Here is a 26,110-nt window from a genome sequence, read left to right on the forward strand (position 1 = left end):
CCAGGAGAATTTAAATGTCAGAAAACATAATACAACAACAAGATACAATTCATACTGGTGCCACTGGATATGAACCGCTCGAAATGGGGGCGGCGCGAATTCATGTTGATGATAAACGCATCATTAATTGCCGGGCAGACCTAAATCAGCTCGTTCCCTTTAAATATAAATGGGCATGGGACAAGTATTTAACTGCTTGTGCCAACCACTGGATGCCTAATGAAATTAATATGAGCGCTGACGTAGCGCTCTGGAAAGATCCTAACGGGCTTACCGAAGCGGAACGTTTAATTATTAAACGTAACCTAGGATTTTTTTCAACAGCAGATTCATTAGTTGCCAATAATCTAGTACTCGCTGTTTACAGACATATTACGAATCCGGAGTGCAGACAGTACTTGTTACGTCAGGCCTTTGAAGAGGCACTACATACTCATGCGTATCAATACGTCATTGAGAGCTTAGGCCTGGATGAAGCAGAAGTCTTTAATATGTATCGTGAAATTCCATCCGTAGCGACTAAAGCGGCCTGGGCACTACCGTTTACTCAAAGTTTGGGGGACGAAACATTCCACACAGGAACTGTAGCAAATGATCAGCGTTTATTACGCGACTTAATTGCCTTCTATGTCATCTTTGAAGGGATCTTTTTCTATGTTGGATTTACACAAATTCTCTCCATGGGTCGTCGCAATAAAATGGTTGGAACTTCAGAACAATTCCAATACATTCTGCGTGATGAGTCCATGCATATGAATTTTGGTATTGATGTCATTAACCAAATTAAAATTGAGAACCCACATTTGTGGACGCCTGAATTTAAAGAAGAAATGATTCAACTAATTCACGAAGGTGTTGCATTGGAATATCAATATGCCAAGGACACCATGCCCCAAGGTATACTAGGGATGAACGCTGAAATGTTTGAAGAATATTTGCACTTTATTGCTAACCGTCGTTTAAACCAAATTGGCTTGCCCGAACAATATCCCGGCGCTACCAATCCATTCCCTTGGATGAGTGAAATGATGGACTTGAAAAAAGAAAAGAACTTCTTTGAAACTCGCGTGATTGAATATCAAGCCGGCGGTACTTTAAGCTGGGATGACGAATAGAGATACTTTTAATAAAAAAATCCCCTATATCTGGTTGGGTTGAACCCCACCCAGATATATTAATTCACTCACTGATTTTTTACTCAGAAAACTTTATAAAAACTTATTCTTTTTAATAAGAAAAAAATAAAGATGACATTTCTCTTCCCTATAGTAGAATCTTAAAGCGTTCGAAAATTTTCGACATTGCTTAATGAAATTGATTTCATCCAAATTTATTTGGTACAACACATGAGGTGACAAATGACCAAGAAGACTACACAACAGGAAGAGGATACAAATTATAGTTTTTTACTCAAATGTATGGCAGCAATAACTGCTGCAGCCATAGCCACCGCAGGAATTATAGCTATAGTCTCTCTAAACTCCGCTGCAATAGCAGCAACTGCCGTAGTATCAAAAACATTACTCGCGTCAGCTTTAATTTTCACCCCAGTACTACCCATTGCCCTTTTTGCAATTGGACTCATGCTTGTATTACCTCTTTTATGTGGGTGTAATAATGATTCTTATACTACAGTAAGTACTACTCCAGGGTACAGTAGTTATGGTTTTTACTCTCCATCTTCTGTTTATAATGGGTTTTCCTATTCTGATTACGGTACCAGCACGGTATATTCAAGCAGCAACTCACATGGCCATTCCACTAACGGAACAGTTCATGGACATAATACTAGTCACACACATGGACATGATACTAGTCATACGCATGGACATGGTGCCAGTAATACGCATGGACATTTTTAAGGGATTCTTCCCTCTTCTGAGGGAAGACTAAACCACTTAAGTAGCTGATCTGGATATCTTTTTATTTGATACTCTAAAACTAGAAAATTTGATTTTTGCCCAATATGGCCTACAATTGCTCAGGTATATTTTTTCAAAAAGAATGTATCTTAGGGATCAATGAGTCAGAAAGACACCCCAATGAGGAAGTTATTAACCGCTTTATTGCTAACGGTCACTACGGTCTCTTTAACTGATAATGTAATTATCACTATAGATGAGAAAGCACACACTTATACTACTGTTGAAAGAACGTCAGTCCCTGAAGGTGATTATTATACTTATCATGGATATCGTTTCCATGCCGGTATTCCAAGTGGAAGTGATATATATTGTTAGCAGAGTAAACGACAAAAAACCTCGCTTACTCTATGGCAGCCTGGATGCACCATAGGAGAACTCGAAAACAATAGTTTTAAATTTACGTTTTCACTATTCGGTACCAGGCTACAATTTATTTAGGACCTCAAAACTTTTTTTACTTGAGTCAAAGAAATTAATTTTTGCTTAGCAATTTCTTTCGCACGTTTTCCCGTTGAATAATCAGGTGTAGCATCACCTTCAATATATTGAGCAAACAAGATAGTATGTGCATCACGCTCTATCCACCCAACAAACCATCCAAGCTGCTTGTCCATATTTCGTGAACCATCTTTCTTAAACGGATTGCCCGATCCTGTTTTACCGTACAGCTTCCAACCTCCAGGTAAATTCTCAATAAATAGTAGATCACGAGTCATTTGCATCGAAAAGTGGCTTACCGGGAGCTTATCTTGAGTTAAACCAGATAAAAACTCGACTTGCTCCTGGGGTGAAATTTGCAATGAACTTGAAAGCCACGCGCGAACTAAGCCATTGTTCATGCCTTTATCACCAGAAACATCCTGATTCCCATAATTTAGTACTTGAACATAATGCTTAAATTGTTCCATTCCTAATTTTTGAGTAATAAGCTGACTATACCAAACGCAACTGTGTTGTATCCAAGTAGTTGGATTATGCGGTTGTTTCCAGACATCTAGCCAATCATTGTATCCTTGTTGGAATGGCCATTCAGGATGAGTTTTATCGGTTAATATCCCCTTATCAAACCCCATTAAACTGATAGCAATTTTAAAAGTGGAACAAGGTGCATGGCGCTGAGCACATTGGCCTTCTTGCTTTAGCGTGACACCGTCCTCTTTAGCTATAAAGCAGTTATTGTTTGCGAAAACAATAGAATTAATTACAAGAAAAGCAATAAAAACCAAACATTTTTTCATTTTATAAAACCATCCCATTAACTTGACTATCCCAAAGCATTTTAAAGTAGCTTTCTTTATTATTTATCAGTTCGTTAAAAGTACCATCTTCGATAATTACGCCCCCCTCCATCACCACAATTCGATCCATATGACGAATGGTAGAGAGACGATGAGCAATAGCGATCACTGTCGCATTGTTTTGTTCCAACATAGCATTAATCGATTGTTGGATTTCTTGTTCTGAAAGGGTATCTAAACTTGAGGTCGCCTCATCAAGTACAACAATGGATGCATTTTTTAAAAATGCGCGTGCAATTGCAATGCGTTGACGCTGGCCGCCTGAAAGCTTCACTCCCCGTTCACCCACTAAGGTATCATATTTCTCAGGTAATGATTCAATGAACTCATCAATATTAGCCATAACTGCGGCCTTTTTTATTTCGGCTTGCGTTGCATTCTCTTTTGCATAACCAATATTTTCACCGATAGAGCGGTGAAAGAGCATAATATCTTGAGGAATTAGCGCAACTTGTTGACGCAAAGAATCGGAAGTTATCTCCGAAATCGGTTTATCATCAATCAAAATTTGCCCCGATGTAGGTCTGAAGTTCTTCAGCAGTAAAGAAATTAATGTTGATTTTCCTGCACCTGAATGCCCTACCAAACCAATTTTCTCTCCAGGTTTGATGAATAAATTAAGATCTTTAAATACCCAAGGAGCTCCCTCGCGATATGCAAAGGAGAGTTGTTTGAACTCAATTTTACCTTGATCTATCTGATAGTCCTCTGCATGGGATGCATCTACTTCATCATGAGGCATCGCCAAAATACCAAAAGAGGATTTAAAATCTCCTATTTCTTTTAAAAAAGTACAAAGACTACTCATAAGCGTCCATAAATCAAAAGAAATGGTAATGGCCGTGAGCATAACAAATAAAAAATCGCCAGTAGAAATCTCCCCATGAATACGTAGGTAAATCATAAAGATAAAAACAGCAATCAGCATGAACCAATACAGTACTGAGCCGACTATATTAAATTTAAAATCATACTGATAAAGTTCAATTTGCCGTGGTACAAAATCAGCCGACATCAACTCATTAACCCGTCGATGTTCCGCTCGCCGTTTCGAAAAATAAAACAAAGAAAAAATATTAGTAATGTTATCAGAGAAAGACCCTATAATCTGATGTTTACTTTCAGCCATATTATTAGACAGCTGATTTAGTTTAAGCGCCATAGGTAGCATTATTACCATAACTAACACACACCAGGTCAACATAAAACAAAAAACACTAAAATTGACGACCAATAAAACAAAAACAGAAACAACAACCACACAAAAATGTTTTCCGACAATATGATGGAGATTAGCAAAAACACTATCATATCCATCCAAAAGACCTTTAAGTTTACTAATTACCGTTCCACTAGGCGTATTTTGAAAATAATTATAAGAATGATGTTGAACATAATCGTAAGCGGACGACAATAATCGCTGCCGAGCATAAGGTTCCGCTTTCCATTCCGCAAAATCACTAATTCGCCAAACCACATCCAATATAATTTGCGCTGTGATAAATAGAACAATAGGAACTAACAATTGATGATAGGAAGCAATAGTCTCACTTGAAAACGCATCCACAAGAAGTTTAAAAGAGTAGTTATTAGCAAAAATATAAAACGCGGTGAGCACCGGAGCCTGAAACATTAAGACATACCACCAACGATAAGGCTTAATGACCTGCCACAAAAAATCCCAGGCTGAATGAAATGGATATTTTAAATCTGAAGTGTCCATCATGCATGCTCAAATAAAAAGTCGATGGAGTATACCACATTTAGCCTGCAAAATGCTCATAATTAACTCATTATTAATGATTAAATCTAGAATGAAAAATCACATTTGCGGCAATGTAACGTTGTTATTTTTTCATGATGACGGTAGACTTACGCGTTAGAGTCCCGGTGGCACAGCTGGATAGCGCAGCCCCCTCCTAAGGGGCAGGTCGGAGGTTCAAATCCTCTCCGGGACGCCAGTAAATAAAGACTTGTGTGAAATTCCTCCAATCTTTGTTAGGTTACAGGGGGCGAACTGAGGAAGGTACATAGCGTAAATTATGAAACTATAAATGCTGATGCAAAGCACAATGTGAAAAAGAGCCTGGAGATTGGGCAATAACTTAGAGAGGTAACCAATAATCCTGTAATCAAACGCTATACAGGAATTAAGGTATTGGGAATGTTATTCAATATATTGAACCCCACCAGATAACCAGCATGCTACTGTTCCGCTCGGCATATTAGTTATAGGACATTAATCTTTTCTTCGTTATTCTTAACTGCCTGTGAATAAGATTAATCAATCACTCTCATCGAGCTAATTAATTTCATCTCATTACCTTTGCGATATTTTCTCTTAAACAGTTAGAAATTTATGCTCAATTGTTTCGCATCATCAACAATTACCATCTAATTATTAAATTTATCTCTAAGAAGACTATAAATACATACTGCGTGACCAATTTTTGTATATAATTTTATATCTATGTATAATTATTGTATTATATACAAATTTGAATTGGTGATCTTCATGAAAAACGACAAAGAGAAAGAAAAAAATTCGTCTGTCCCTTCAACTACCTCAGGAGAAAAACAAACCTCTTCCGCTTCAATCACGTTACAACTTTTAAACAAAGAAAAAGAAAAAATAAAAGAAGCAGAAAAAAAAAGAGTCTGCTGCGGAAGCTGCAAAACAACGTTGCAAAATTTGTTTTAAAGAAACCGCTCCGAACCCCAAATGTTTTGGACATGGAGGAGGCGGCGGTGGAGGTGGTGGTGGCTCTGGTCAAACCTCAGAGGAAAAAGCAAGTTCTGGGCAAGATAAATCGCAGGATAAATCTGGAAAAGTAGTTGAGACCACCGATGAATTGATTGGCGAGTTTGCTTCAATAGGAGATAGTGAAAAGCTTGATTTAGAGTCTACTTTTGATCCAGAAATAATTGAAAAACTAATTGCTGACGGGAACTTGTTGGTTGATAGTGATCGTGAATCAATGACTCTTACTATTAAATTACTTTGCGATCCTGATGAATTAACTGAGGAGCAAAGAGAAGAATTAAAAAAATTCATGAAAGCGATTCTAAAGGAATTTAATGAGTTTAAAGTGGAAAATAATCTTTCGGAGGATTGTCTAGAATTGATGGAAGATGAGAAAGGAAACATACTCTCTCTTCGTATTACTATGCCCACAATAGCTTTATACGATGCATTTATTCAGCGGTTAGCAAATAATTTAGTGCCGATACACAGTCCAAAAGCACTAGATAAGGAAAAAGATACAAAAGAACAGAATTTTGCTCCCAATCCACTTTCGATGGAACTCAAACCCTCTATTAAAGTGAAATCATGTAAACAAGAAGAAATTGAGTATAATAAGGATCTAGAGCCCAAGGAGACTGAAAATGAAGAAGAAGTAATCTTTAACCCATCCCCTTTTAAAAAACCCTGGTAAAGAATAAGCGCGAATATAAATGATTTACTTTATCCGCATTCTGGATCCTAATATAACGTTGTTTCTGAAATAAAATTTGAAAACTCTCTCATTTCAGAGACTTGTCTAATAGTTTATCAGGAGCAACAAAAGACCTAGACGAGCAACATACTCGAGCTATAGGAGTTTACAAGAAATGGCGTTTAACATTTCTAATAGCTTAGAGGTTGATGGAAAGAGACCGTTATACCCAATACTGCATATGGCCTGAAAGCGCAAATTTTGCCATAAACGGGATCACTACCCTAACCTAGGGTTTCTGGGGCATAGAAATTGAACTCAATTATCTATTTCGTAAATAAGTCCAGTGTCCTACGCCTTTGCTATAATTATGTTTGTTTACAAATAATAAAAGTCTAGGCAGTAACTATGCGAAATCGAGAAGAATCTGACGGTATAACTCCCTCCATCAATCTATCTAAAAGTGTGGTAATTATAGAGCTGCAAAAAAAAATAGCTTCTCTCCATATGAGCGAAAGAGAAAAAGTGCTTGAGGAATTTTGGCATCGTATTGAAAACGGTAAAGGCTCACCGCTTATTGAAAAAAATGAATCTGGAGATTATACCGTAACCTTTCTCTATCGTTCCAAAGAAGAGGTAATAGTAGAACTCGATTGTAATGATTTGAATGAGCAAAAACTTGATAAGGATGGAAAGGTAAGATTATTTGATAGGATCCCAGATACAGATATTTATCTGTTTACTATTGAAAACATGCCTGGAGAAGTTATAGTTCCTTATGGATTCACGGTAAATAAGCAGGATGTTCAAGACATGCTAAATAAGAATACATTTCATTTACCCCTTTGCAATTTAGGTAATGGTGAAACCTTTCTTGATATACGCAATTCGTCAGTACTAGCACTTCCAAATGCAAATAGAGACCTTAACTGGTATAAAGGTAATATTGTTAAGGAGCAAGGCAACCTTTATCCTCAAGATATTGAGGATAAAAAGCAAGGCTTTGGTGAACGTAGACTATGGATTTACACACCACCAGACTTCAACGTTAAACGAAACGAGCCCTATAAATTAATGGTTATTACAGATGGCGGCACCTACGCCATGATAATGAAACCTCATTTAGACCAACAGCAGATAATAAATCCTATATTAAGAAATACAGTAGTTGCTTTTGTGGGCAATGTTAGAGAGGGTTCGGTTAACTATCATCCTATTAATTTAGTGGAAAACGAAACAAACGATGACGCTGAGCACCGGCAATATGAGTTTTTAGAACATAGTGAAGCGTTTTATGAAGCCGTCATTGCACCAACCATAGAAACCCTCAGACATGACCCATCACTTCACTTAAGCCAAAAGCCAGAAGATACTATTTTAGCTGGATTTAGCTTAGGTGGTCATTTTGCTCTAGAGTCTGGATTAACTCACCCCGAAAATATAGGAAATGTGATTTGTCTTTCCGGTGCGTTTAATACAGCTGTAAAATCCCTTTACCCTTCTTTAGAGAAAAATAATAAAGACTTGAATATCTTTATGACTGTGGGTCAATTAGAAACATTAAGTCAAACTCCTAAAAACCAAGGAATATATCATGTAACCGATGAAACTCGGCTTCAAGCAAATGAAAGACTCGCTGAAGAATTACGGCATAAGGGATATAATGTCAAATTAGTCACACTTCCAAGTGGGCACAATGAATTATCAACTCTCCATAGTATTACTGACCAGGCGCTTCCATTTTTTTGCGCGAGAAACCTATCTAAAGAAAAGGCACGTGGCGCTTCAGGGCCCATAGCATTACAGCCACCAGAGGAGCAATTACTAAAGGCTCGCGAGCGAATACACGAATTTAAAACAAAGGTATCTTGTGAAGCTCAAGCGGATAATAGCTTAAACTCATCCTTAAAACATGACCCCTAAGCCGCCAGGGAGCGTATGCTGATCCTCCTATATGAATTTAATTAAGCTCTTCAGCAATAATTTCTTCCCTGCTTTTATTATCACTTTTCATAAAAAATTTTATATGTACCGTCAGTATACTTACTTAGTTTTGAACTTTTTTACGCAAATGTTTCATAAATCTTCCTTCTATGAATAAGCTTCTACAATGAGACTGGATTAATTCCTCAATGTTTTGCATACATCCTTCGTTCTTCTCTTGTTATTTTTGCGTTTGAATTAATTTATGCACTTAATGTATCACGCGTCCATGCTTGTTCTTTAGTCCCGGTAAGCTAATTTTATGGCGCTCATCATTATCTTTGACTTTATTCATAATGAGCAAGTTTTGTCCCCATGGAATTTCTGCGACGAGTTGTCGCAGATTTGAATGATCTTCATACTCCAAATAAAATCGCCGCATATCCCTAAGTTTCTGGCGAAAAACCAAATTTTGCATCTGGAAAAATCTTCCGTAAATCTGTTAATAATTACTCTACAAACGATTTTCCCCAAGAATGCTCATTTTGATGATGTACAATCTGTTCCCCAAGCCACCAATAAAGAGATATGGCTTCCTTATTTACTGATTTAGCCACGAATACGAGTTTGACGTTTCATTAGTTACTTGTTCTAGGAAATTTTGATATTCTGGTAGGTGTTGGGTTGATAGTTCATTTATATATAGCTCTCTATCCATAGGTGATTATTTTGTTTTAAATCATGTTTCCAATAAAACTGAAATATTATATCCTTTTCAAATCTGGGTGCATAAGGATGCAATTTATTTGTAAAATAAAGTATAGCAATGTATTTCTATGTAATTAAAAGTGACAAAACTCTTTATATTAAAGAAGTTATTCTGCATAGAAATAGATGGAAATATCTGAGATAATTATTAACTCCCCCTCCTAAGAGGCAGGTCGGAGGTTCAAATCCTCTCCGGGACGCCAGTAAATAAAGACTTGTGTGAAATTCCTCCAATCTTTGTTAGGTTACAGGGGGCGAACTGAATGAGTTTGTATATCGTAAATTATAAAAATATAACTGCTGATGCAAAAAGTAATAACGAAAATAGTTTTTTGCCTTGAGCCCTAAATCAATAGAAAGTAAGTTGTATGAAGAAGTTTAAGTTAATTATTTTATTGTCATTCTCCCTCCCTTCTTTTGCTTTTGATTGTTACCCAGAAATCAACCCTAATCTTCCACAATATATTGTTGGCTATGGAAGTTTAATTGATGAGACATCTAAAAAAAGAACTGATCCATCTGCTGAAGAGAGTGTTCCTATTTTGGTAAAAGGATATAAGAGAATTTGGGCAGGACATGGTAATTTACCTGGAGTTAATGCCACGTTTTTATCTGCCATTGAAAGTAAAAGCTCATCTTTTATTGGTGTAAGTTACAAATTGAGTGAGCCGGAAAACATCAGAAGCTATGATAAAAGAGAGAGCTTTTATTGTAGAAAACAAATTGATCCGGACAATTTGATACCACTTTCTGGATCTTCTAACTTTTCAACTCAAAAGCAAGTTTGGATATACACCATAGCCTCAACGGAAAATCAACTTCCTAACAATAATTTCCCAATTGTCCAATCCTATGTTGATATTTTTCTACGTGGCTGTATTCAAGTTGAAAAAAAATTTAATATTACAAATTTTGCTAGAGATTGCATTGAAACTACAGAAGGATGGCCAGATTATTGGATAAACGACAGAATTTTTCCTCGACGCCCATCCGTATATGAACCTTTTGCTGCTCAAATTGACTCTTTACTAAAAGATATTATACCTGAAAAATTCAAGCATATTAGCTTTGAGAAAACTGTGATCTAACTACAGCTTCTCTTTTTGAATTTATTTTCTGTGTCGATAATATTGGGAGCAAAAAAGGAAATATAGTGAAATCGTAAATGTCTCTAAAAATGAAGGGATCATGGAAATATCATAAAACCATTCCATAGATTATTTTTCGATTCGCAGGTCACCTTCATATGCTACCTTTAACCCGGAACCACGCAAGACAATATATGCATGACGACTTCAGGAGTTGCAGGTAATTTTCCACTCTATGCCTCCAAAATGGCGAATATCACTGCGGGCAAGCTTATGGGTGTTATCTCTTGTTGCGAGATGGAGGTAGGGGTTATTTAATTCAACAATTTCTATTTAGCAGTACTTGGAATATTTCAATTGGATGTACTGCACTTTTATCTTCCATTTTGATATCTTAAATCATAGTCGGAAATATTCTTATAATGGTGGAAAATCGAGTTTTTTTTGACTGGTTATGAATCCTTCACCTTCAATTAATTCGCTATTTAAATTTTTAATATAAAATTTATAATCTTTTATAAAATAATCACCATTCAAATATGATGTTAGTATTGCATCCAATGTACTAGCATCAATGTTAAAGTCATAGTCTCTATATGTTATATGATAATCTTCCCCATCAGGACCAAATTGAATATCAAGTTCATACACTCCTCCAATGAAAAAACAAAGTGGCAGAGATTTCGAGTTTTTTGGAAAAATTCTAATTTCGGTGCAATCAACAAGATAATCGGTTTTTACCTGGTATTGTTTTTTTTGTATTGATTGTATTTTACTAGAATGTAAATTTACCCAATTCATAATCCTTTCTTCCGTTTCACTGTATGATAAAGATTTATAAGTGGACTTAGTAAATAACGATGCAATCGATTCTATGAAGAAATCAAGGACAAGAAACGGAATTGTTAGTATCTTTGAAATCTTTTTCATACGTTTAGAAGGGTCAATTTTGATCAATTCAATGAATGGTAGTATAGCAGAATTTGGGGTGTAACAAGCAACGGAACGAAAAGATACTCTAAGCAATTTTATTAATGAAAAGTAATGGTTCTTTCAATATTAATATTTTGATAACGGGTTCTTCCACAGGACCTAATCGAGTTAATCAGTATGGTGCTTTAACTCAAGAACACATTTTAAGTCCAGATCCACGTACTCCATTTAAGCATAAATTTGAAGAAAGCTTTTCGGAATGTAGCAATAATTTACCCAAAGAGCTCATTGAAAACTAGGGGGGCTCACGAAATCGCGCAAAGTGAGCCCCAAATCAATGAATAAATCAAATTTATGAATGTGCAATTTGCCACTGCCCCTTTAAGAAAAAGGGTTGTGTCCACTGCATTTGTAACTGCTCATTTTTACCCTTAAGGGATTTCGTTAATTGATTTGATTTCACGGTAACTGAATGTATTGAATTATCAATCTTTTTAATAGAAATTAAATTGCTTTTTTGATAGTTAATAAATTGGGGCAGTACGATCTCAACATTAGCGTCTGCAGCATCAACATCAATAATACAATCATCAGGATTAGCGACATACACAAGGTTTTCATTACTATGAATTGTCCTGTGTTTACAATAGTTTGCCGAGGTTACCAAGAGCTCATTTTCTTTATATTTATTAGCTTGAGCGAGACGATTCAAAAACTGGGCAAGATCACCACTATAGCCACATAAGTTAATGCGGACGAAGGCATCTGTAGCGCCCATCGAATTACCGTTATCTACAGCAACATTAAGATCTTGAAGCAGAACCTGCTCGCCAGTCATATTTGGAATGCCTGGACTATTTAGCTTTGCAAAAAAAGTAGGACTACCTGGAATGCTTATGACCTCTGTTCCAGGATAACGCTTAAGCATCTCTGTTTTGACAAGATTATGTCGTTTTACAATGGTATTAAAAGCATCGGTGCGAAGAGCTTGCCCCCCATCAGGAAGTGCAACTAGAGCAGACATAAGATTTAACGCCTCAGCAACTCCTGGAGTGCTTTCTCCTGTTGTTAATTTCCATACATAAGAAAAGAAATTATGAAAAATACTAGCAGCATAGGCATCACTCATAGGAAACCACATATAACCAAGGCGATATCCTGGTCTACCCAGAGCTTTAGAAACGGAGTTAAATGCCAAAACATGTTTGCCCTCATTCCTAGCCTTAGAAAGCCAGTCAATATTTTCTTTGATATATCCCGTACCATCACTTCCATAAGTTGGAGAAGAAAAGACTAAATCCGCAATGATAATATTCGCTTGAGTGTAGGGCTTGCGAAATGTGCCGTCAGGATTATTGGGTGAGGTTACAAATTCGACTAAAATTTCATCTGGTTTTGGCTTCACTTCACTAGGATCATTAAACCCCTGAAAACGCGCATTTGGATAGGGTCGATAATTGACTGCGTGCTCATGGAAAGAATAAAAAGGAATTTTTTCAACAAATAGAAAGTTTTTTTGGGGTTCGGTCGCAGCGATAGCATAAACAAGAGCAAAAATAATTTGCAGCGATCCATTCGACGGACAAAAGGAATATTTTGTTTCATGAGGATCAAGAAACAATTCTTTATTACCGATACGCGCATGATAAGCTCGAAGTGTTTCATCAACATCATTAAAAAAAGCAATACTAGAAGGGATTAATAAACTATTTTCACCAGGTTGCCCCAAATAAACGGAGCTGTCATATACCTGCACTGCAGGAGGGTTAAGCAGGCCATACCGCTGGTACAATTCAGTGAACATGGGTGTTTCGTTGGGTCGCATGTAAATGAGAGGATCAGATGCATTGACCGAGGCAGTGAATATAACAAACAATAAAAAAATCTTGAACTTAAATACTGCCTGCACAAAATTCGTCTTACGCATCCGTAATCTCCTATAATATGGATAAAATCCTTTTACTCATAGTTACAATAAGACTCAAAAGGATCAAGTTTTTTCTTTATAATTTGAATAACCCCCACCCCATTGTCCTGAGCGAAGTTAGGAATCTCCTGGTATAACACGAATTTTCTACCTCTATCGGACATTTGCTGAACCCGAGGATCATCCCTTCAAAACAAATAAACCGCATGCACATATTATTCGCGGAGGCACTGATATCCTGATAAGCCCACGTGCCAGCGCAGATCCTGCCCTCTGCATCAATAAAATTACTTGAAGCGATCCTGCAGCATTTTGGTATTAATGACGCCAAAGCCAAGCTTGTCAATCTTCCAGGGAATGATCTCCAGTAAAACGCATGCACTGCTCGAAAAATTAGGCTGGTTTTTATCGTATTCCTCATATTTAGCTGTGACTGAACGACGTATCACCTATCGTTGGAATAATGAGATATCTTTATCACGGTTCCTGGGCATTCTAAAATTTCCTTATTACCTTACTAGAACTATATTAGAGTATAGCTATAGTTTTTTATATTTTTTGTAACCAGTGGGTAATTTGGTATTTAAATCAAGATATCCCTCGATATAATCATCAGGAAGGAAAGTCCGAGATCACTACACCTTTTAGATTAACTAACTGATGCATCCGCATCATCCCTATCTAAAACAAAATAACATCCTTAATCTTTTCTACCATATGTTGTTCGGTCTGCTGGTTTGGGAATGAACAGAATATCAAACATATAGACATCTTTCATCGATTTGTCAGCTTGCTCTGCCAAATTTTTAGGTAAGGTCATGTCAAAATTATGCTATTAGCAAATTTATTGCGCTGATAATATTTGAATTAATTCAAATCCTCTCCGTGACCCCAAATGAATAAAATATTTCTGATTTTCTAGTCTACAGATACTTTTAATGTCCTAAACGTAATTGAGTATCGTAATTGTTTTACCGGAGCAATCCGATGTTCCCAATTCCAACGTATATCGCCGTCTAGAGTATAAGCCGAGCCCGGATTAAGTAGTAATTTATATTGTTCCTGGTGCTCTTTTCGTTTTCTAAAATGAATTAAAGTAGAGCTATTTAAGGAAATGCCGCAAATTGTCTCAAACACTGCAGCATCCCGATGCCAGCCAATTCCAGCATTAATAGGATATTCTGTAATTAACACTTCAGCAATTTTGTCGGGATGTACCTTTAATAACCCAGCACTTCGAATTTTAATTTCATTTAAAAACGCGGGGATGGGTTCAGCTTTTTTTACTGTTCGCCGCCCGTAATGATAATCCATTCCAAAATGAACAACTCGACGTTTTGCTATCTGGCCAAATAATGCCACTTGTTGCCACCTTAGCTCCTGAATATTTTTTAGTAGTTCTGCTTCTTCTAGTTGAGTAAGAAAGTCTGGCTCATAAGAGAAACCAACTAAATTATTCATGATACATTCCGAGTATGAAAAAGAAGTTATTTATTTGCTTCTTTAATATTTCCCAATCATTATCCTGATCACTTCGATATTTCATTTTAGCTTATCCGTGATTCTCTAATAAAGATTATAGCGAATTTATCAAGGCTAATTTACGTGATTTCTATTAAGAGGGTTATAATTATTGGAGACAAGTTAATGTTATTTATTGTATTATTTTGATACAATGTATTTTTCAAATGAAGTGGCAATCTATGGATACACCCGAAAACAGAGCTCTTTCCTTTTCAGCAACTCAAGAGCTTAGAGCATTGTTTGAGATCGACAGTACTAATAGAAAATCTGCTTGGTATAACCGTCTCATAACGTGCTTGCCCCACGCTATTTTCACTAGTGGTGAACCTGAGATCATCTTCAATCCCGCAGGCCTTACCTACTATAATCTTGAACTTCCTGAATCCATCCCTGAAGACGGAAGTACTATAACAAGCTATACCATTCCTGAGCTAATCGATACTTTTTTAATTAATGAAGGGGTTGGCATAACCATCGAGGCGCGTAATCCCAGACAAGCCATCGACCTCAGCTATGGTGACATCTTAGGTTTTCACCTCTATCGGACATTTGCTGAGCCCAAGGATCATCCCTTCAAAACAGATAAACCGCATGCACATATTATTCGCGGAGGCACTGATATCCTGATAAGCGACGTGCCAGCGCAGATCCTGCCCTCTACATCAATAAAATTACTTGAAGCCATCTTGCAGCATTTTGGTATTAATGACGCCAAAGTCAAGCTTGTCTATCTTCCAGAGAATGATCAGCATGAACTGGTCTTCTCAATTAACAAGAACCAATTTACATCCAGTAAAACACAAGCCCTGCTCGAAAAATTAGGCTGGTTTTTACCTAGGTATTACTCATATTTAGCCTGTGATCTGAACGACGTATCCCCTATCGTTGGAACACACTAAACCAATTTAGCTCATTGTACATTGTACCATTCACCTGTTTTGAACGAGTCTTCGTTTAGTCTTAGATGTTATGAAAGTTAATTGGAGATGACCGATAAATGGTATAAATATTAGTAATATCACCATTATAAATAATAGGATCAGGTCTTATAAGGATCAAAAGATGTCGAAAGCGGTGTCGGATTAAATACCTGGTCTTCTTGTATTTTATCCTCTTCCTTTTGCTCAATTTTCTGGTCTTGCTTGACGGAGTCTACTTCTTTCTCTTCAGATTTAGTGTTTTTTGCTGAGGGTACTGGTTTAGTTGATAAGGGAGTAACCTTCATTTGATGAAACATTTTTTGAGTACTATCATTAGACTCCGAAACCCTCTCCTTCGCTAATTTAGATGGGTGTTCAACAGATTGAAGAATTGGCTCCAAAGTGGGGGTAGGTGTTTTTGTTTTGTAAGCCATCTCTTTTAATTCAGATTTTAAGAGTTTAGGATTCATACCATGAAAATTTGTTCCATCCAACTCGTCCGCATTGCGGGCAAATCCATAGGTCGGAAAAAAATAATCCAGTCCCGGTTTTAGTATATTAGGTAAAATTTGATCTGCGAGAATATGTCCATTGGGTGATTTTGTCAGATAAACAGTAGCTTCAACACAATGTTTACTTAGAGGATCAATTACTGCTCCAACTCCCGAGCGAAATTCAGCGGTGTTATTGCCCATATCCCCGGTATGATAAGCTCCTATAATTTGACCTTGATTATTTTTTACCAGTCCTATTCCTAACCCCCAGGCGACAAGGTCTCTATCCTTGTTATCAATTTCTATCTTTTCAACCAGTTTACCAATTGATGTTGGGTTGGGGAAAAAGTCATTTTTCATAGATTCTGCAGGTGCTACAGGGTCAAAGGCATAATTTAATTTATCATCATTGATCCACGCTGTTATGAATTTGGCATATTCTTCTGCTGTTGTTTTTAGACTATTTGCAGCGATACCTTCAGGGCCATAGGTACTTTTAGACATCTTTAAAGGTCCAAATACGTGCTCTTGAGCTAATTTTTCAAGATTGATACCCGTTAATTCTTCAATCGCTATTTGCAAACATTCAATACCAGGTCCCGAATAGGCGTAGCTGGTGCCCGGTTTAAATTGGAATTGATACGGCGGACTACCCACTATGGGTAAGCCTGTTGTATGTGATAAAACCATTTCAGCAGTTAATTGCTTTGCTTGTTCTTTATCACTGAATTGTTTTAGGAAAGGGTTATTATCGCCCTCAAGTACTTTCCCTTTGTCTTTAAAAACTGAGTACAGGGGGGTCTCTAAATCAAAATCTGTTTTAAATTTACCCGGCCAATCCTCTTCGGTATTTGTTTTATTAACCTCAAGTAATTTTAAAACCAAATATGCGAATACAGGCTTACTTAGGGAAGCACATTGAAAAAGCGTGTCTTCTTTGACCTCACTTTGTACATCGTGATCGAGGATATTACCTACAGGGATCGGTGTAATATCACCTTTAGAATCAACAGTTGCAAAAGATGCACCGGTTATTCCTCCTTGTTGCATTATCCTTTCAATATTTATTTTGTTTCTCATTTTCGATTTTGATATTAAAACTTTGTTCTCTTATTATAGACTAGCGTTTAATAGTCTTATTTTGCTTAAGCGAATTACCCAAAGTAAAATTTCTAATTAGGCAATTTATAATTGATTTAAGGCACTTTCTAACATACTCTCTCAAACTGTGATACAATTGCCCTCTAAATAAACATTTTGAACAATGTACAATATTATCTCCCTACACTGATATCAATATATAAAGGAAAACAGCATGAGTTTTAAATCGTTAGGTTTAATTGAACCATTACTTCAAGCCCTTAACGAATTAAACTACAAGGAACCCTCCCCTATTCAAACTAAAGCGATTCCGACCGTATTATCAGGTAAAGACGTCCTTGCTTCGGCTCAAACAGGAACGGGGAAAACAGCAAGTTTCGTATTACCTATCTTACAAAAACTCAGTTCAAAACCTCGAGCTAAAAGCAACAGTACTCGTGTGCTCATTCTTACTCCTACTCGTGAATTAGCCAGTCAAGTACATGAGAGCATCCTTGAGTATGGGCGACATTTATCACTTCGCTCTGCGGTAGTATTTGGTGGGGTTAAAATTAACCCTCAAATGATGAAATTACGTTCTGGTGTTGAACTTCTAGTCGCCACCCCCGGACGTTTACTGGACTTGCATCAACAACGAGCCATACAATTCGATGAGGTGGATACATTAGTCCTGGACGAAGCAGATAGGATGCTGGATATGGGCTTCATTCATGATATGAAACGAATTATTAAACACCTACCAAGAAATCGCCAAAACCTCATGTTTTCGGCAACGTTTACAGATGAGATTCGTACTCTTGTCAAAACCATTCTAAACCATCCTGTAGAAATTGATGTTACGCCTCGAAATACAACCGTAGTTAAAATCAAACAAACAGTCCATCCGGTGGATAAAAGCCGGAAAGCCGCTTTACTGAGCCATTTGATCCATAAAAACAAATGGGGGCAAACTTTGGTATTTTCTAAAACCAAACATGGTGCAAACAAATTAGTGAAGCAATTGGAAGAGGCACAAATCCATGCTGCGGCAATTCATGGCAATAAATCACAATCACAACGTACTAAAGCTTTAGCAGAATTCAAATCAGGTGAGTTACATATCTTGGTGGCCACAGATATTGCGGCTCGAGGTATTGATATTGATCAATTACCTTGTGTAGTTAATTTTGATTTACCTCAAGTTGCAGAAGATTACGTCCATCGTATCGGTCGAACGGGTCGCGCTGGCGCTTCCGGATTAGCCATCTCTTTAGTTTGTGCTGATGAAGTCAATCAATTACATGCTATAGAAAAACTAATTCAACACAAATTAAACCGGATTGAAATTGAAGATTTTGAACCCAATCATAATGTCCCTCAAACCAATCCTTCTTCGAAACCTAAGAAACCTATTCACAAGAATAAACCCAGCTCAATGTTGAACAATCCAGGGAAAAAACGATTTACAAAGAACGCAGGTAAGAAGAGCTCCAAGACTTAGAATAAGGATTAATTCCGCAATTTAATTTGAAATGATGAGACCTTGTTGGATGGCTTGGATACGAAATTATAAATTTATAACCAATATAACGGTTTAGAATCCAATAGCTAAAACATCAATAGATAGAATCAAATATGGATACCTCCACAAAGTGAGTAAATTTTTTTTCACACTTGCAATCTTGGTCAAATCGAGAGAGGATAAAAAAAAGTTCTCACAATAAATAAAAATGAATCTATATGTGCCAGTGGTGGAAATAACTCCGGTAGGAGAACCTGTTACACAAACAACATCATCTTCTTTCGCATCCCTGTTTGTGGGGGCTCAAATTTTAAGCATAATCGTTGGCGTCGTATTTCTTTTTATAGCATTTTATATGCTTCGTCCCAGAGAAAGAGAACAAAGACGCATCCAAGATCAATTTATGTTTTACTTGATCTTGGGACTTTTTTTCATTTTTTTCTTTTTTCTACTCGAATATTTAGCATAATTGAGGTGAAGGCATAACTAAGCAAGGATATTGAAATTACCTCCAGCTTGATATTAATTTTTCTATGCTTTTAATCAAATTAAGCAATTGTTAAAACGAATAATTAGGGAATTAACCCTGCTTTAAATTTTGAGTACTTTAGAGTGATTGATCTATGCCTAACATAGGTATTATGCTTGATGAACAAAACAAGAAGAAATAAGCGGAGCCTAATTAGGAGCGTGGGATGCAAGAACAAATCAATCTCCTGAGCTCATGCAGAAGTTTGTTGTTTGTTTTATTATTCCTAACTTATACAACTCCATTCGCAGCAATTGATACTACACTTGCCAGCGAACCTCCAACTGTAGGTAATTTTTCTTTACCCACTTCACAACAGCCAGGCCCATTTTTTTCCTTTGGTCAAAATATCGTTGATAAAAAACAATTAATCGTTTCATTTAATCCCGATTATTTATATAGTCAAAGTCAGCGTATCTTAGATGTAACCCCTTCCCTCCTTTACGGAATTACAAACACAGCTTCTTTATTGCTTACACTACCTGTTGCTTTGAGTTATATAAATGACAACCAAAACTCATCAGGCATCAGTGATCTCGAGCTAGATTTAGAATATGCTTTCTATAATCAGGACAACTCAAAATATTCAGATCAAGCCACTATTATTTTTTCTCCTACCTTTCCCATCAGCACCTTGGATTCAATTTCTAAAAAACAGGATCCTAGTAAACGTGTATCAGGATTTTCCAAAAAAAATAGCCCTTCAAGTTTTAATGCTATGACTTATTTTATTGGCGCTACTTACTCTCGTACTCTAATTGATTGGTATGGCTTTATTGCACCAGGGGTTTTATTTATCGAGAAACAGGATTCCATACAGCAAGGCACTCAATACTATTATAATTTGGGAATAGGTCATATTATCAAAAGCTTAGAAAAAAAATATATATGTTCTGGATTGCTCGAATTTAATGGTGAGTATAGTGAGAAAACCCAATTGGCGTCGCATGTTGTTCCAAATACAGGAGGCAATATCATTTATGCGACTCCCTCGCTTTGGTTTTCCACACCCAAACTCATTGTTCAGGTCGGTATTTCTTTACCTGTTTCCCAGCATTGGTATGGTACTCAGGCTAATATCTCTTACTATGCAAGCAGCATAATCACATGGACTATTCTTTAGAAATTTTAGTAAAAACTACTGCTAAGACTCTCTTGTGCATGTAAATATCTGGGCAAAAAATTCCATCTTGAATTATTTATATTTCAGAACAAATCAATAGAGCGTGCCAGAGACTGGATTCTTACACAAACTACATTATGTAGGCCCAAAAATCAGCCGAGGGATCCCATTTTATTTAAATGTTGCAATGATTAATAAGTGTTAATACTGCCTTAATATTGATCAGATAGAATACCAGTTACTCATCCGTAAAATTAAGTAAGAGGTAATGTATGCAATCAAAATTTAATTTTGACATGGGCTTCGATTTTTCAAATGACGATGACCCCCCGGAAGTTAAAAAGGAAGATTCTAGTATAAGTAGTGAGCAAACTATAACTTCAAGTGAAAACCAATCTTCTGGTACTGGGGAGGCTGAAAATCTTGATTCTTCTAGAGAAAACAACCCGACTCCTACTCAAGTTACACAAGAGGTCGACGGCATTCCTGTGGAAGACTATTTTGATACAGATTACAACAAAACAGAGCAAGAATTGCAAACTCAATTTGGTGAGACACCCAGCTTTTATGAAAGTGATAGCAGTAATTCATCAACCAGCTCAAGCAGTTCAAACAGTTCAGAGAAAAATGGCGATCCATGGGCAGGAGCTAAACTTCTATTAACCCCCATCACATTTATTGCAAATTTTATATCTACTCCTTTCAACGGATCGAAAATTACCCCTCCCAGTACGGAGCAGGAAAAATCAATAGATGAAGTTCCTAACCCAATATTCGATGTAAATTTTGATGGAGTAGACTATCAAGATCATCAAAAAGATGTGGGTTCAACAAATAAAATTATAGTGGCGATGATTGATACGGTTAAAGGGGCGTCACAAACAAATATTGAAGAATGTAAAAACCATACGTTTCAATATCCCGAACGAGATAAACTTCATAAGAAAACTGGTGGTACAGATAATATTGAAATGGTTGGTGTTAACGTTTTTCTCGATAAAAGTGGAAAACCCTTGTTACCTGGAGCTCGCAAGTCATTGAAGCAACATGCAAACGCTAAACAAGAATCATTCAAGGAAAATAATTCAGAAATTCATCCTCCTAGCGAAGCAACTTCTCATGCCAAAAAAGAATTTGAGATTGCCCATGAATTTGGAAAAGGCGAGGATCATTATGACAAAGCAGGCAGCTTAATTCACACCGGGAAAGGTATTATTGAATTATCAGCTCTTGATCTAGAGTCCATTCAGGGCGGCGTCACTTCTCAACCGGGTTTTGTTACTAAATCCCCCAGTACTGCCTATTTAATGAGTAAAATCAGAGAACGTTCTGATAAGGCGCAAAAAAAGGACAGTACAATTACTAGTACCACTTCTAGTGAAGAGCTTGAGAAAAATTCGAGTGATGTTTCGTCTCAGAAAAAAATATAGCAACCTAACCATCTAATGAAGACTACCTAAGTCTTCATTAGATTTTTGTAGATCCTTATACGTACAGCGATAAATTTTTGTTAAGAACTCACCAGTAACGTATTAGAAAAGTCATTTTATGGTAATAAATTCCTCACTGTGTTAACATAATGACATGCTACCCATCTAATAGTATAGGAGGAATTGAATATGGAGGATGCGTTTGGCGATCCAGGTATTGTGAGTGATGTTCGAGACTCACTCTCAGTTGCTACTGTCCCTTTGCCATTAGAATCTGATACTCAATCTGGAATTCCCGTGAGTGATTATTTAGATACCGATTATAATGTACTCGATATTGAACATCAGGAAACATATGAAAGCTCACCTAGCTTACCTGAGACCAACAGCAGCGATCAGGAACAGTCATTAGGTAGTAGTAATGAAATATATAACGCAGTGGCTCAGTCAAATTCGAGTTCATTACTTACGCCAATTAATCTCGTTTTCAATTTTGCTGCAGCTCAATTCTCCGCTTTGAAAAATGCTGTTTCAAGTCGTTTAGACTCAAATGAACCCCAACTTGAAGAGGTCAACCCTGAATCAGATGCGAGTTCACCAAAAAAAATTGTAACCTCTCTTCTTGTAACTCCCCAACCCCCTTCCTCGGATAAAACCTTTACAACCCAAGATGAAATTTTAGATGAAGTAGGTGCATCCGCTGATGAAAATGGTATTTGCTCGCCAGTAGTGAATTTATATTTTGAGAAAAAATTAGGTCTTCGAGATGATAGTTTTATGACAGGAAGCGCAGAACATATTTATAAAGAGGCCATTAAAGAAAAATTACACCAAATTGATCTGATTCATCAGGGCAAAGACGGTTTGCATGCAGTATTCGTAGATCATAATATTCCTTATAAGACGAAACAAGTTAAAGCAAGTGAAAGTGAAAGTGAGGGAACTGTAGAAGCCTTGCTCCAGGATTACGATCAGGCATTAATTACTTATCCTACAGTCAGTAAAGACGGAGAACGGGACAGACACCAAATTTATGTGGAAAAAATTGGTAATCAATGTTCCCGTTTTGATGTCAATAAGAAAGGGGGCGTTGAGGAAATGCCCTGTACTTTGTTTTACCAGAAACTTGCCAAGAAAATTGCCAAAACACATGATGAAAATGAGGATGAGGAAGTAATCATTGCAGGTATAAAAAAATAATAGTTCAATGTTCAAGCGAAGGAAAGCGTACGATGCATTAGCATTTGTGAATCTTAGTTCATCTCCAATTTAAATAACACTAATTGTCATTTAAATTGGATACATCGAGTTTTGGACCATCCCCTGTTCTGCTGGGTTAATTGAACCTACAATTGCTATTGGATTGTCAAAATTCCATTACTAAAAATTTCACATTAATTTAAAATAGTACTCGAAATAAATGGGCAAAATGATGTAAAATTGAGCAATGTTTTAATATGCAGGATAGAGTTCTTTGAAATCGATTGATATAGAAAAAAGCTTGCACGCACTGGAAGCACGTGTATCCGTAGTTGAAAAAATTAATGGCATTACTTCAGCCTCACCCAAACAAACTAGTTTTTTTAAAAGTAAACTAATGCCCCATCGTTCAACAGATAAACCAATGTCAGGAAATTGGTTGGGGTTTGTAGCTTCAGTTTGTTTTATCCTAGCAGCGTGCTTCATTGTTAAATTATCAATTGAATCCGGATGGTTAACTCATGAAAAGCAACTTGGAGTAGCTACATTATTGGGGATGGCCCTATTTACCGGTGGAATAATAATTTCAAGCGCTGATCGAATATATGCTTGCTTTTTACCCGCTGCAGGAGCTACCGTACTTTACTTAACATGTTTTGCTGCCTACCAGTATTATTTGCTTATCTCATTTCAAACCGTCATTGCCTTATCAACGATTATTTCCGGAGTCTCTATTTGGTTTTATTTACGATTTAAACATGATATTTATGCGATAGTTGCGGCCCTAGGCGCATATATCGCCCCTCTTGTTGCTGGTGTTGAAAATAACGCTATATTTTCTTTGTATTATTTCACCATTTGCTCTTTGAATTTCGCGACACTTGCTATTTGGGTGGAGTCACGCACTTTAACCATGATTTCAGCTTACTTAGCGATCTCAATTACAGCAGTGGTAGGATTAAAACTCCATCAGGATGTGTTAATTGCAACTGTACTTGTCATTAATTTTCTCATTTACTCAGTTGGTACTCTATTTCATACGCAGTTGACTAAGAAACATCTCACTGAGAAAGAATCTTGGAGTCTTTTCCCAGTATTATTAATTTTCTATGCTATGGAGTATTATTATCTAAGCCGTATTGACCCTACTTTGGCTTCTTGCGTTTCTCTAGCCTCAGCGGCTCTTTTGGTTGGGCTATATTACTCAGCGAAACGATGGTTTCCTGAGCGGCGTTTTAATAGCCGTAATGTATTGTTAACCTTTGTAACGCTTGTTTGTTTCCACTCGATCTATCTTGGCCTAATTCCTTTAAGTTTAAAACCATGGCTTTTTGCTGTAATTATTTTTGGATATACCTTTTTCCATGCAAAAATTAAATCGATTCAATGGAGTATTCCCTTTTTAATTCCATTCGTAGCGCTTTCTGCTATTTTGGGAATTGAATACCTTAACATACTAAGTCACTTAATTAGTAGTAATGAGCTAATTTGGTCTGTAGTAGCTTGTGTTTCTTTTGCCAGTATTTGGTTTTTATTAATCCAAAACCACAAAGATTTAGCTCACAAAGAAGAATATTGTTATGTTTTACTGGCTGCTTCACATCTCCTTGCAATTATGAGTCTTTACCAACTGACCATCGAATACAGCACCTTAGCTGTATCTGCTTCCTGGCTAGCATACGTACTTATCATATTGCAGGTTTCAACTCTGAGAAACAATGTACTTATTGCCAAATCGGTCCTCCTCGTTTTATTTTTTGCTGCAGGTAAAGCATTACTTTATGATGCATCATCCACACCAACAATTATCCGTACATTATCTCTGATTCTTACGGGTATTGTTTTATATGCTTCAGGACTTGTTATTAGGAAAAAAACAAACTGGAAAGGTAAACTCATTTAGTAATTGCTCATAACTCATAAGCTGCAGAGGAATGCAGTAATTATGAATAAATGAACATGGCCCCTATTTATTACTAAATTCAGATAGTTGCTTTCGGGAGCGGCTATCTGTAGTATAAAAACTCATGATTATCAATTCTTGCCATTTTCTACATTTTATTTTTTAGTGTAATTATAGAGAATAAATATATGCGTATTGACTTTACCTTATTAAGGCTTTTGCATCTTCTTGAGTATCAAAAACCAAAGGGAGAACAGTGTCCACTCGAATTGTTTCGAAGGACAATAAATCCAATTGAGATTTCGACTTGTATGCGTCACCTCTATTTGTTCACTGCAGAACAAGTAGAACTACATGACGAATTTTACAATCATACACTTGTAAATTTGAGAAAACCTCGGTTATATCAAAAAATGCCTCAACCCGATGTCCTGGAAGGAATAGAAGTCTATCGTTTTCTTTTATTTTGGGTAATTGGAGGGTTAAATAAAAAAAAACCATTTAATGACGAACGTATTTTAGGTGATCTGAGAAGAATTAGCAGAAGCTATGAAATTTCTCAATCACCCTATAAAAAAGAATCTTGGAAACAAAATAAAGCTGTTGTTCAAGCGTTACTAACTGATGCAAAATATTTATTAAAATTAACAAAGATTGAAATGCCATTAGAAAAAAAGAAAGAACTTCTAAAAACAGCCTGTGATCATTGTGCCTGGGTCAGAGAAAAGGGCTTTTTTGAGATTACTCCATGCATTGACTATTCTTCTTTTCTTGATAAAAAAGAAATGTTTGTCCATCTTTTCGAAATGCTCGAAATAATGCGTAAAAAAATCGATACTGAGCTTGATAAAATATCTTCAGAGAAAGCTTCTCTTCATTTTTTATTTTCCAAATCTGCCGATCGATTGCAAAATAAAATGGAATGTCTTGATAAATTACACGCACTGCTAATATGTGAAGAGCCATCGCTAATGCGAGATAATGAATTGAGCCTGGGTGTATGAGAAGGAGGTAAACTAAAACACAGTCTACATAATTTATGGAGAAAGTCCTCTCTTAAATTTATGATTAAAACCAGAACCCATT

General features: G+C 36.6%; 22 protein-coding genes and 1 tRNA gene. 16 read left to right on the top strand and 7 right to left on the bottom strand.

Translation table 11 applies throughout. The annotated features are described in order from the left end of the window. Window positions 1-14: 14 nt before the first annotated feature. The 3 genes from ACWTE2_RS18900 to ACWTE2_RS18910 all read left to right on the top strand — a co-directional run bounded on the left by ACWTE2_RS18900 (window position 15) and on the right by ACWTE2_RS18910 (window position 2,240). Entirely contained in the window at window positions 15-1,115 is a 1,101-nt protein-coding gene (locus tag ACWTE2_RS18900; protein ID WP_182390841.1) for a ribonucleotide-diphosphate reductase subunit beta, read from the top strand. Between the two features lie 243 nt (window positions 1,116-1,358). After that, on the top strand, window positions 1,359-1,862 hold the full coding sequence (locus tag ACWTE2_RS18905) for a hypothetical protein (RefSeq protein ID WP_182390842.1): 504 nt from the start codon (window positions 1,359-1,361) through the stop codon (window positions 1,860-1,862). A gap of 180 nt (window positions 1,863-2,042) precedes the next feature. Beyond that, window positions 2,043-2,240, top strand: coding sequence for a hypothetical protein (locus tag ACWTE2_RS18910; RefSeq protein ID WP_454783879.1), 198 nt, complete (start codon window positions 2,043-2,045; stop codon window positions 2,238-2,240). A 119-nt stretch (window positions 2,241-2,359) separates the two neighbouring features. Here the strand turns inward: ACWTE2_RS18910 and blaOXA are convergent, their stop codons facing one another. Then, window positions 2,360-3,163: a class D beta-lactamase gene (blaOXA, locus tag ACWTE2_RS18915; RefSeq protein WP_454783880.1), complete on the bottom strand. Its 804-nt coding sequence runs from the start codon at window positions 3,161-3,163 to the stop codon at window positions 2,360-2,362. A 1-nt stretch (window position 3,164) separates the two neighbouring features. Further along, window positions 3,165-4,949, bottom strand: a complete 1,785-nt coding sequence (locus ACWTE2_RS18920) for an ABC transporter ATP-binding protein (protein ID WP_454783881.1) — start codon at window positions 4,947-4,949, stop codon at window positions 3,165-3,167. Between the two features lie 158 nt (window positions 4,950-5,107). Between ACWTE2_RS18920 and ACWTE2_RS18925 the strand changes: the two genes are divergently transcribed. The 4 genes from ACWTE2_RS18925 (at window position 5,108) to ACWTE2_RS18940 (ending at window position 8,583) form a co-directional block, all read left to right on the top strand. Continuing rightward, a tRNA-Arg gene (locus ACWTE2_RS18925) sits at window positions 5,108-5,184 on the top strand. Between the two features lie 554 nt (window positions 5,185-5,738). Continuing rightward, window positions 5,739-5,924, top strand: a complete 186-nt coding sequence (locus ACWTE2_RS18930; protein WP_454783882.1) for a hypothetical protein — start codon at window positions 5,739-5,741, stop codon at window positions 5,922-5,924. A 151-nt stretch (window positions 5,925-6,075) separates the two neighbouring features. After that, window positions 6,076-6,660, top strand: coding sequence for a hypothetical protein (locus ACWTE2_RS18935; protein WP_454783883.1), 585 nt, complete (start codon window positions 6,076-6,078; stop codon window positions 6,658-6,660). Window positions 6,661-7,068: 408 nt separating this feature from the next. Next, complete coding sequence (locus tag ACWTE2_RS18940; protein WP_454783884.1) at window positions 7,069-8,583, top strand: alpha/beta hydrolase; 1,515 nt, start codon at window positions 7,069-7,071, stop codon at window positions 8,581-8,583. Window positions 8,584-8,854: 271 nt separating this feature from the next. On the opposite strand, the gene ACWTE2_RS18945 is transcribed toward ACWTE2_RS18940, so the two are convergent. Beyond that, a complete protein-coding gene (locus tag ACWTE2_RS18945) occupies window positions 8,855-9,061 on the bottom strand; it encodes a DUF1016 N-terminal domain-containing protein (protein WP_454783885.1) in 207 nt (68 codons plus the stop codon). Between the two features lie 658 nt (window positions 9,062-9,719). Here ACWTE2_RS18945 and ACWTE2_RS18950 point away from each other — a divergent pair. Continuing rightward, window positions 9,720-10,439: a gamma-glutamylcyclotransferase family protein gene (locus ACWTE2_RS18950; RefSeq protein WP_454783886.1), complete on the top strand. Its 720-nt coding sequence runs from the start codon at window positions 9,720-9,722 to the stop codon at window positions 10,437-10,439. Window positions 10,440-10,856: 417 nt separating this feature from the next. Here the strand turns inward: ACWTE2_RS18950 and ACWTE2_RS18955 are convergent, their stop codons facing one another. Continuing rightward, window positions 10,857-11,240 (bottom strand): hypothetical protein, encoded by a 384-nt coding sequence (locus ACWTE2_RS18955; RefSeq protein ID WP_454783887.1) that lies wholly within the window; start codon window positions 11,238-11,240, stop codon window positions 10,857-10,859. Between the two features lie 233 nt (window positions 11,241-11,473). On the opposite strand from ACWTE2_RS18955, the gene ACWTE2_RS18960 reads away from it, so the two are divergent. Beyond that, on the top strand, window positions 11,474-11,671 hold the full coding sequence (locus ACWTE2_RS18960; protein ID WP_454783888.1) for a hypothetical protein: 198 nt from the start codon (window positions 11,474-11,476) through the stop codon (window positions 11,669-11,671). Window positions 11,672-11,724: 53 nt separating this feature from the next. Here ACWTE2_RS18960 and ACWTE2_RS18965 read toward each other — a convergent pair whose 3' ends face one another. Together ACWTE2_RS18965 and ACWTE2_RS18970 are read right to left on the bottom strand one after the other, a co-directional pair. Further along, window positions 11,725-13,299 (bottom strand): aminotransferase class I/II-fold pyridoxal phosphate-dependent enzyme, encoded by a 1,575-nt coding sequence (locus ACWTE2_RS18965; protein ID WP_454783889.1) that lies wholly within the window; start codon window positions 13,297-13,299, stop codon window positions 11,725-11,727. Between the two features lie 918 nt (window positions 13,300-14,217). Next, window positions 14,218-14,760: an alpha-ketoglutarate-dependent dioxygenase AlkB gene (locus tag ACWTE2_RS18970; protein WP_454783890.1), complete on the bottom strand. Its 543-nt coding sequence runs from the start codon at window positions 14,758-14,760 to the stop codon at window positions 14,218-14,220. Between the two features lie 242 nt (window positions 14,761-15,002). On the opposite strand from ACWTE2_RS18970, the gene ACWTE2_RS18975 reads away from it, so the two are divergent. Beyond that, on the top strand, window positions 15,003-15,722 hold the full coding sequence (locus ACWTE2_RS18975) for a hypothetical protein (RefSeq protein ID WP_454783891.1): 720 nt from the start codon (window positions 15,003-15,005) through the stop codon (window positions 15,720-15,722). 140 nt (window positions 15,723-15,862) lie between these two features. On the opposite strand, the gene ACWTE2_RS18980 is transcribed toward ACWTE2_RS18975, so the two are convergent. Beyond that, a complete protein-coding gene (locus ACWTE2_RS18980) occupies window positions 15,863-17,287 on the bottom strand; it encodes a serine hydrolase domain-containing protein (protein ID WP_454783892.1) in 1,425 nt (474 codons plus the stop codon). A gap of 265 nt (window positions 17,288-17,552) precedes the next feature. On the opposite strand from ACWTE2_RS18980, the gene ACWTE2_RS18985 reads away from it, so the two are divergent. From ACWTE2_RS18985 to ACWTE2_RS19010, 6 genes are all read left to right on the top strand, one after another. Further along, window positions 17,553-18,818 (top strand): DEAD/DEAH box helicase, encoded by a 1,266-nt coding sequence (locus tag ACWTE2_RS18985; protein ID WP_454783893.1) that lies wholly within the window; start codon window positions 17,553-17,555, stop codon window positions 18,816-18,818. A 716-nt stretch (window positions 18,819-19,534) separates the two neighbouring features. After that, entirely contained in the window at window positions 19,535-20,491 is a 957-nt protein-coding gene (locus ACWTE2_RS18990) for a hypothetical protein (protein ID WP_454783894.1), read from the top strand. A 272-nt stretch (window positions 20,492-20,763) separates the two neighbouring features. Further along, window positions 20,764-21,921 (top strand): hypothetical protein, encoded by a 1,158-nt coding sequence (locus ACWTE2_RS18995; protein ID WP_454783895.1) that lies wholly within the window; start codon window positions 20,764-20,766, stop codon window positions 21,919-21,921. A gap of 189 nt (window positions 21,922-22,110) precedes the next feature. After that, window positions 22,111-23,121 (top strand): hypothetical protein, encoded by a 1,011-nt coding sequence (locus tag ACWTE2_RS19000; protein ID WP_454783896.1) that lies wholly within the window; start codon window positions 22,111-22,113, stop codon window positions 23,119-23,121. Between the two features lie 274 nt (window positions 23,122-23,395). Next, window positions 23,396-25,024, top strand: a complete 1,629-nt coding sequence (locus ACWTE2_RS19005; protein WP_454783897.1) for a DUF2339 domain-containing protein — start codon at window positions 23,396-23,398, stop codon at window positions 25,022-25,024. A 311-nt stretch (window positions 25,025-25,335) separates the two neighbouring features. Beyond that, window positions 25,336-26,028: a hypothetical protein gene (locus ACWTE2_RS19010; protein WP_454783898.1), complete on the top strand. Its 693-nt coding sequence runs from the start codon at window positions 25,336-25,338 to the stop codon at window positions 26,026-26,028. Window positions 26,029-26,110: the final 82 nt, after the last annotated feature.

It is taken from the genome of Legionella nigrisilvae, from assembly GCF_977063395.2.

Coding starts and splice junctions, on each gene's coding strand:
- ACWTE2_RS18900 (WP_182390841.1), top strand. CDS start 15: ATGTCAGAAAACATAATACAACAACAAGATACAATTCATACTGGTGCC.
- ACWTE2_RS18905 (WP_182390842.1), top strand. CDS start 1,359: ATGACCAAGAAGACTACACAACAGGAAGAGGATACAAATTATAGTTTT.
- ACWTE2_RS18910 (WP_454783879.1), top strand. CDS start 2,043: ATGAGGAAGTTATTAACCGCTTTATTGCTAACGGTCACTACGGTCTCT.
- blaOXA (WP_454783880.1), bottom strand. CDS start 3,163: ATGAAAAAATGTTTGGTTTTTATTGCTTTTCTTGTAATTAATTCTATT.
- ACWTE2_RS18920 (WP_454783881.1), bottom strand. CDS start 4,949: ATGATGGACACTTCAGATTTAAAATATCCATTTCATTCAGCCTGGGAT.
- ACWTE2_RS18930 (WP_454783882.1), top strand. CDS start 5,739: ATGAAAAACGACAAAGAGAAAGAAAAAAATTCGTCTGTCCCTTCAACT.
- ACWTE2_RS18940 (WP_454783884.1), top strand. CDS start 7,069: ATGCGAAATCGAGAAGAATCTGACGGTATAACTCCCTCCATCAATCTA.
- ACWTE2_RS18945 (WP_454783885.1), bottom strand. CDS start 9,061: ATGCAAAATTTGGTTTTTCGCCAGAAACTTAGGGATATGCGGCGATTT.
- ACWTE2_RS18950 (WP_454783886.1), top strand. CDS start 9,720: ATGAAGAAGTTTAAGTTAATTATTTTATTGTCATTCTCCCTCCCTTCT.
- ACWTE2_RS18955 (WP_454783887.1), bottom strand. CDS start 11,240: ATGAATTGGGTAAATTTACATTCTAGTAAAATACAATCAATACAAAAA.
- ACWTE2_RS18960 (WP_454783888.1), top strand. CDS start 11,474: ATGAAAAGTAATGGTTCTTTCAATATTAATATTTTGATAACGGGTTCT.
- ACWTE2_RS18965 (WP_454783889.1), bottom strand. CDS start 13,299: ATGCGTAAGACGAATTTTGTGCAGGCAGTATTTAAGTTCAAGATTTTT.
- ACWTE2_RS18970 (WP_454783890.1), bottom strand. CDS start 14,760: ATGAATAATTTAGTTGGTTTCTCTTATGAGCCAGACTTTCTTACTCAA.
- ACWTE2_RS18975 (WP_454783891.1), top strand. CDS start 15,003: ATGGATACACCCGAAAACAGAGCTCTTTCCTTTTCAGCAACTCAAGAG.
- ACWTE2_RS18980 (WP_454783892.1), bottom strand. CDS start 17,287: ATGCAACAAGGAGGAATAACCGGTGCATCTTTTGCAACTGTTGATTCT.
- ACWTE2_RS18985 (WP_454783893.1), top strand. CDS start 17,553: ATGAGTTTTAAATCGTTAGGTTTAATTGAACCATTACTTCAAGCCCTT.
- ACWTE2_RS18990 (WP_454783894.1), top strand. CDS start 19,535: ATGCAAGAACAAATCAATCTCCTGAGCTCATGCAGAAGTTTGTTGTTT.
- ACWTE2_RS18995 (WP_454783895.1), top strand. CDS start 20,764: ATGCAATCAAAATTTAATTTTGACATGGGCTTCGATTTTTCAAATGAC.
- ACWTE2_RS19000 (WP_454783896.1), top strand. CDS start 22,111: ATGGAGGATGCGTTTGGCGATCCAGGTATTGTGAGTGATGTTCGAGAC.
- ACWTE2_RS19010 (WP_454783898.1), top strand. CDS start 25,336: ATGCGTCACCTCTATTTGTTCACTGCAGAACAAGTAGAACTACATGAC.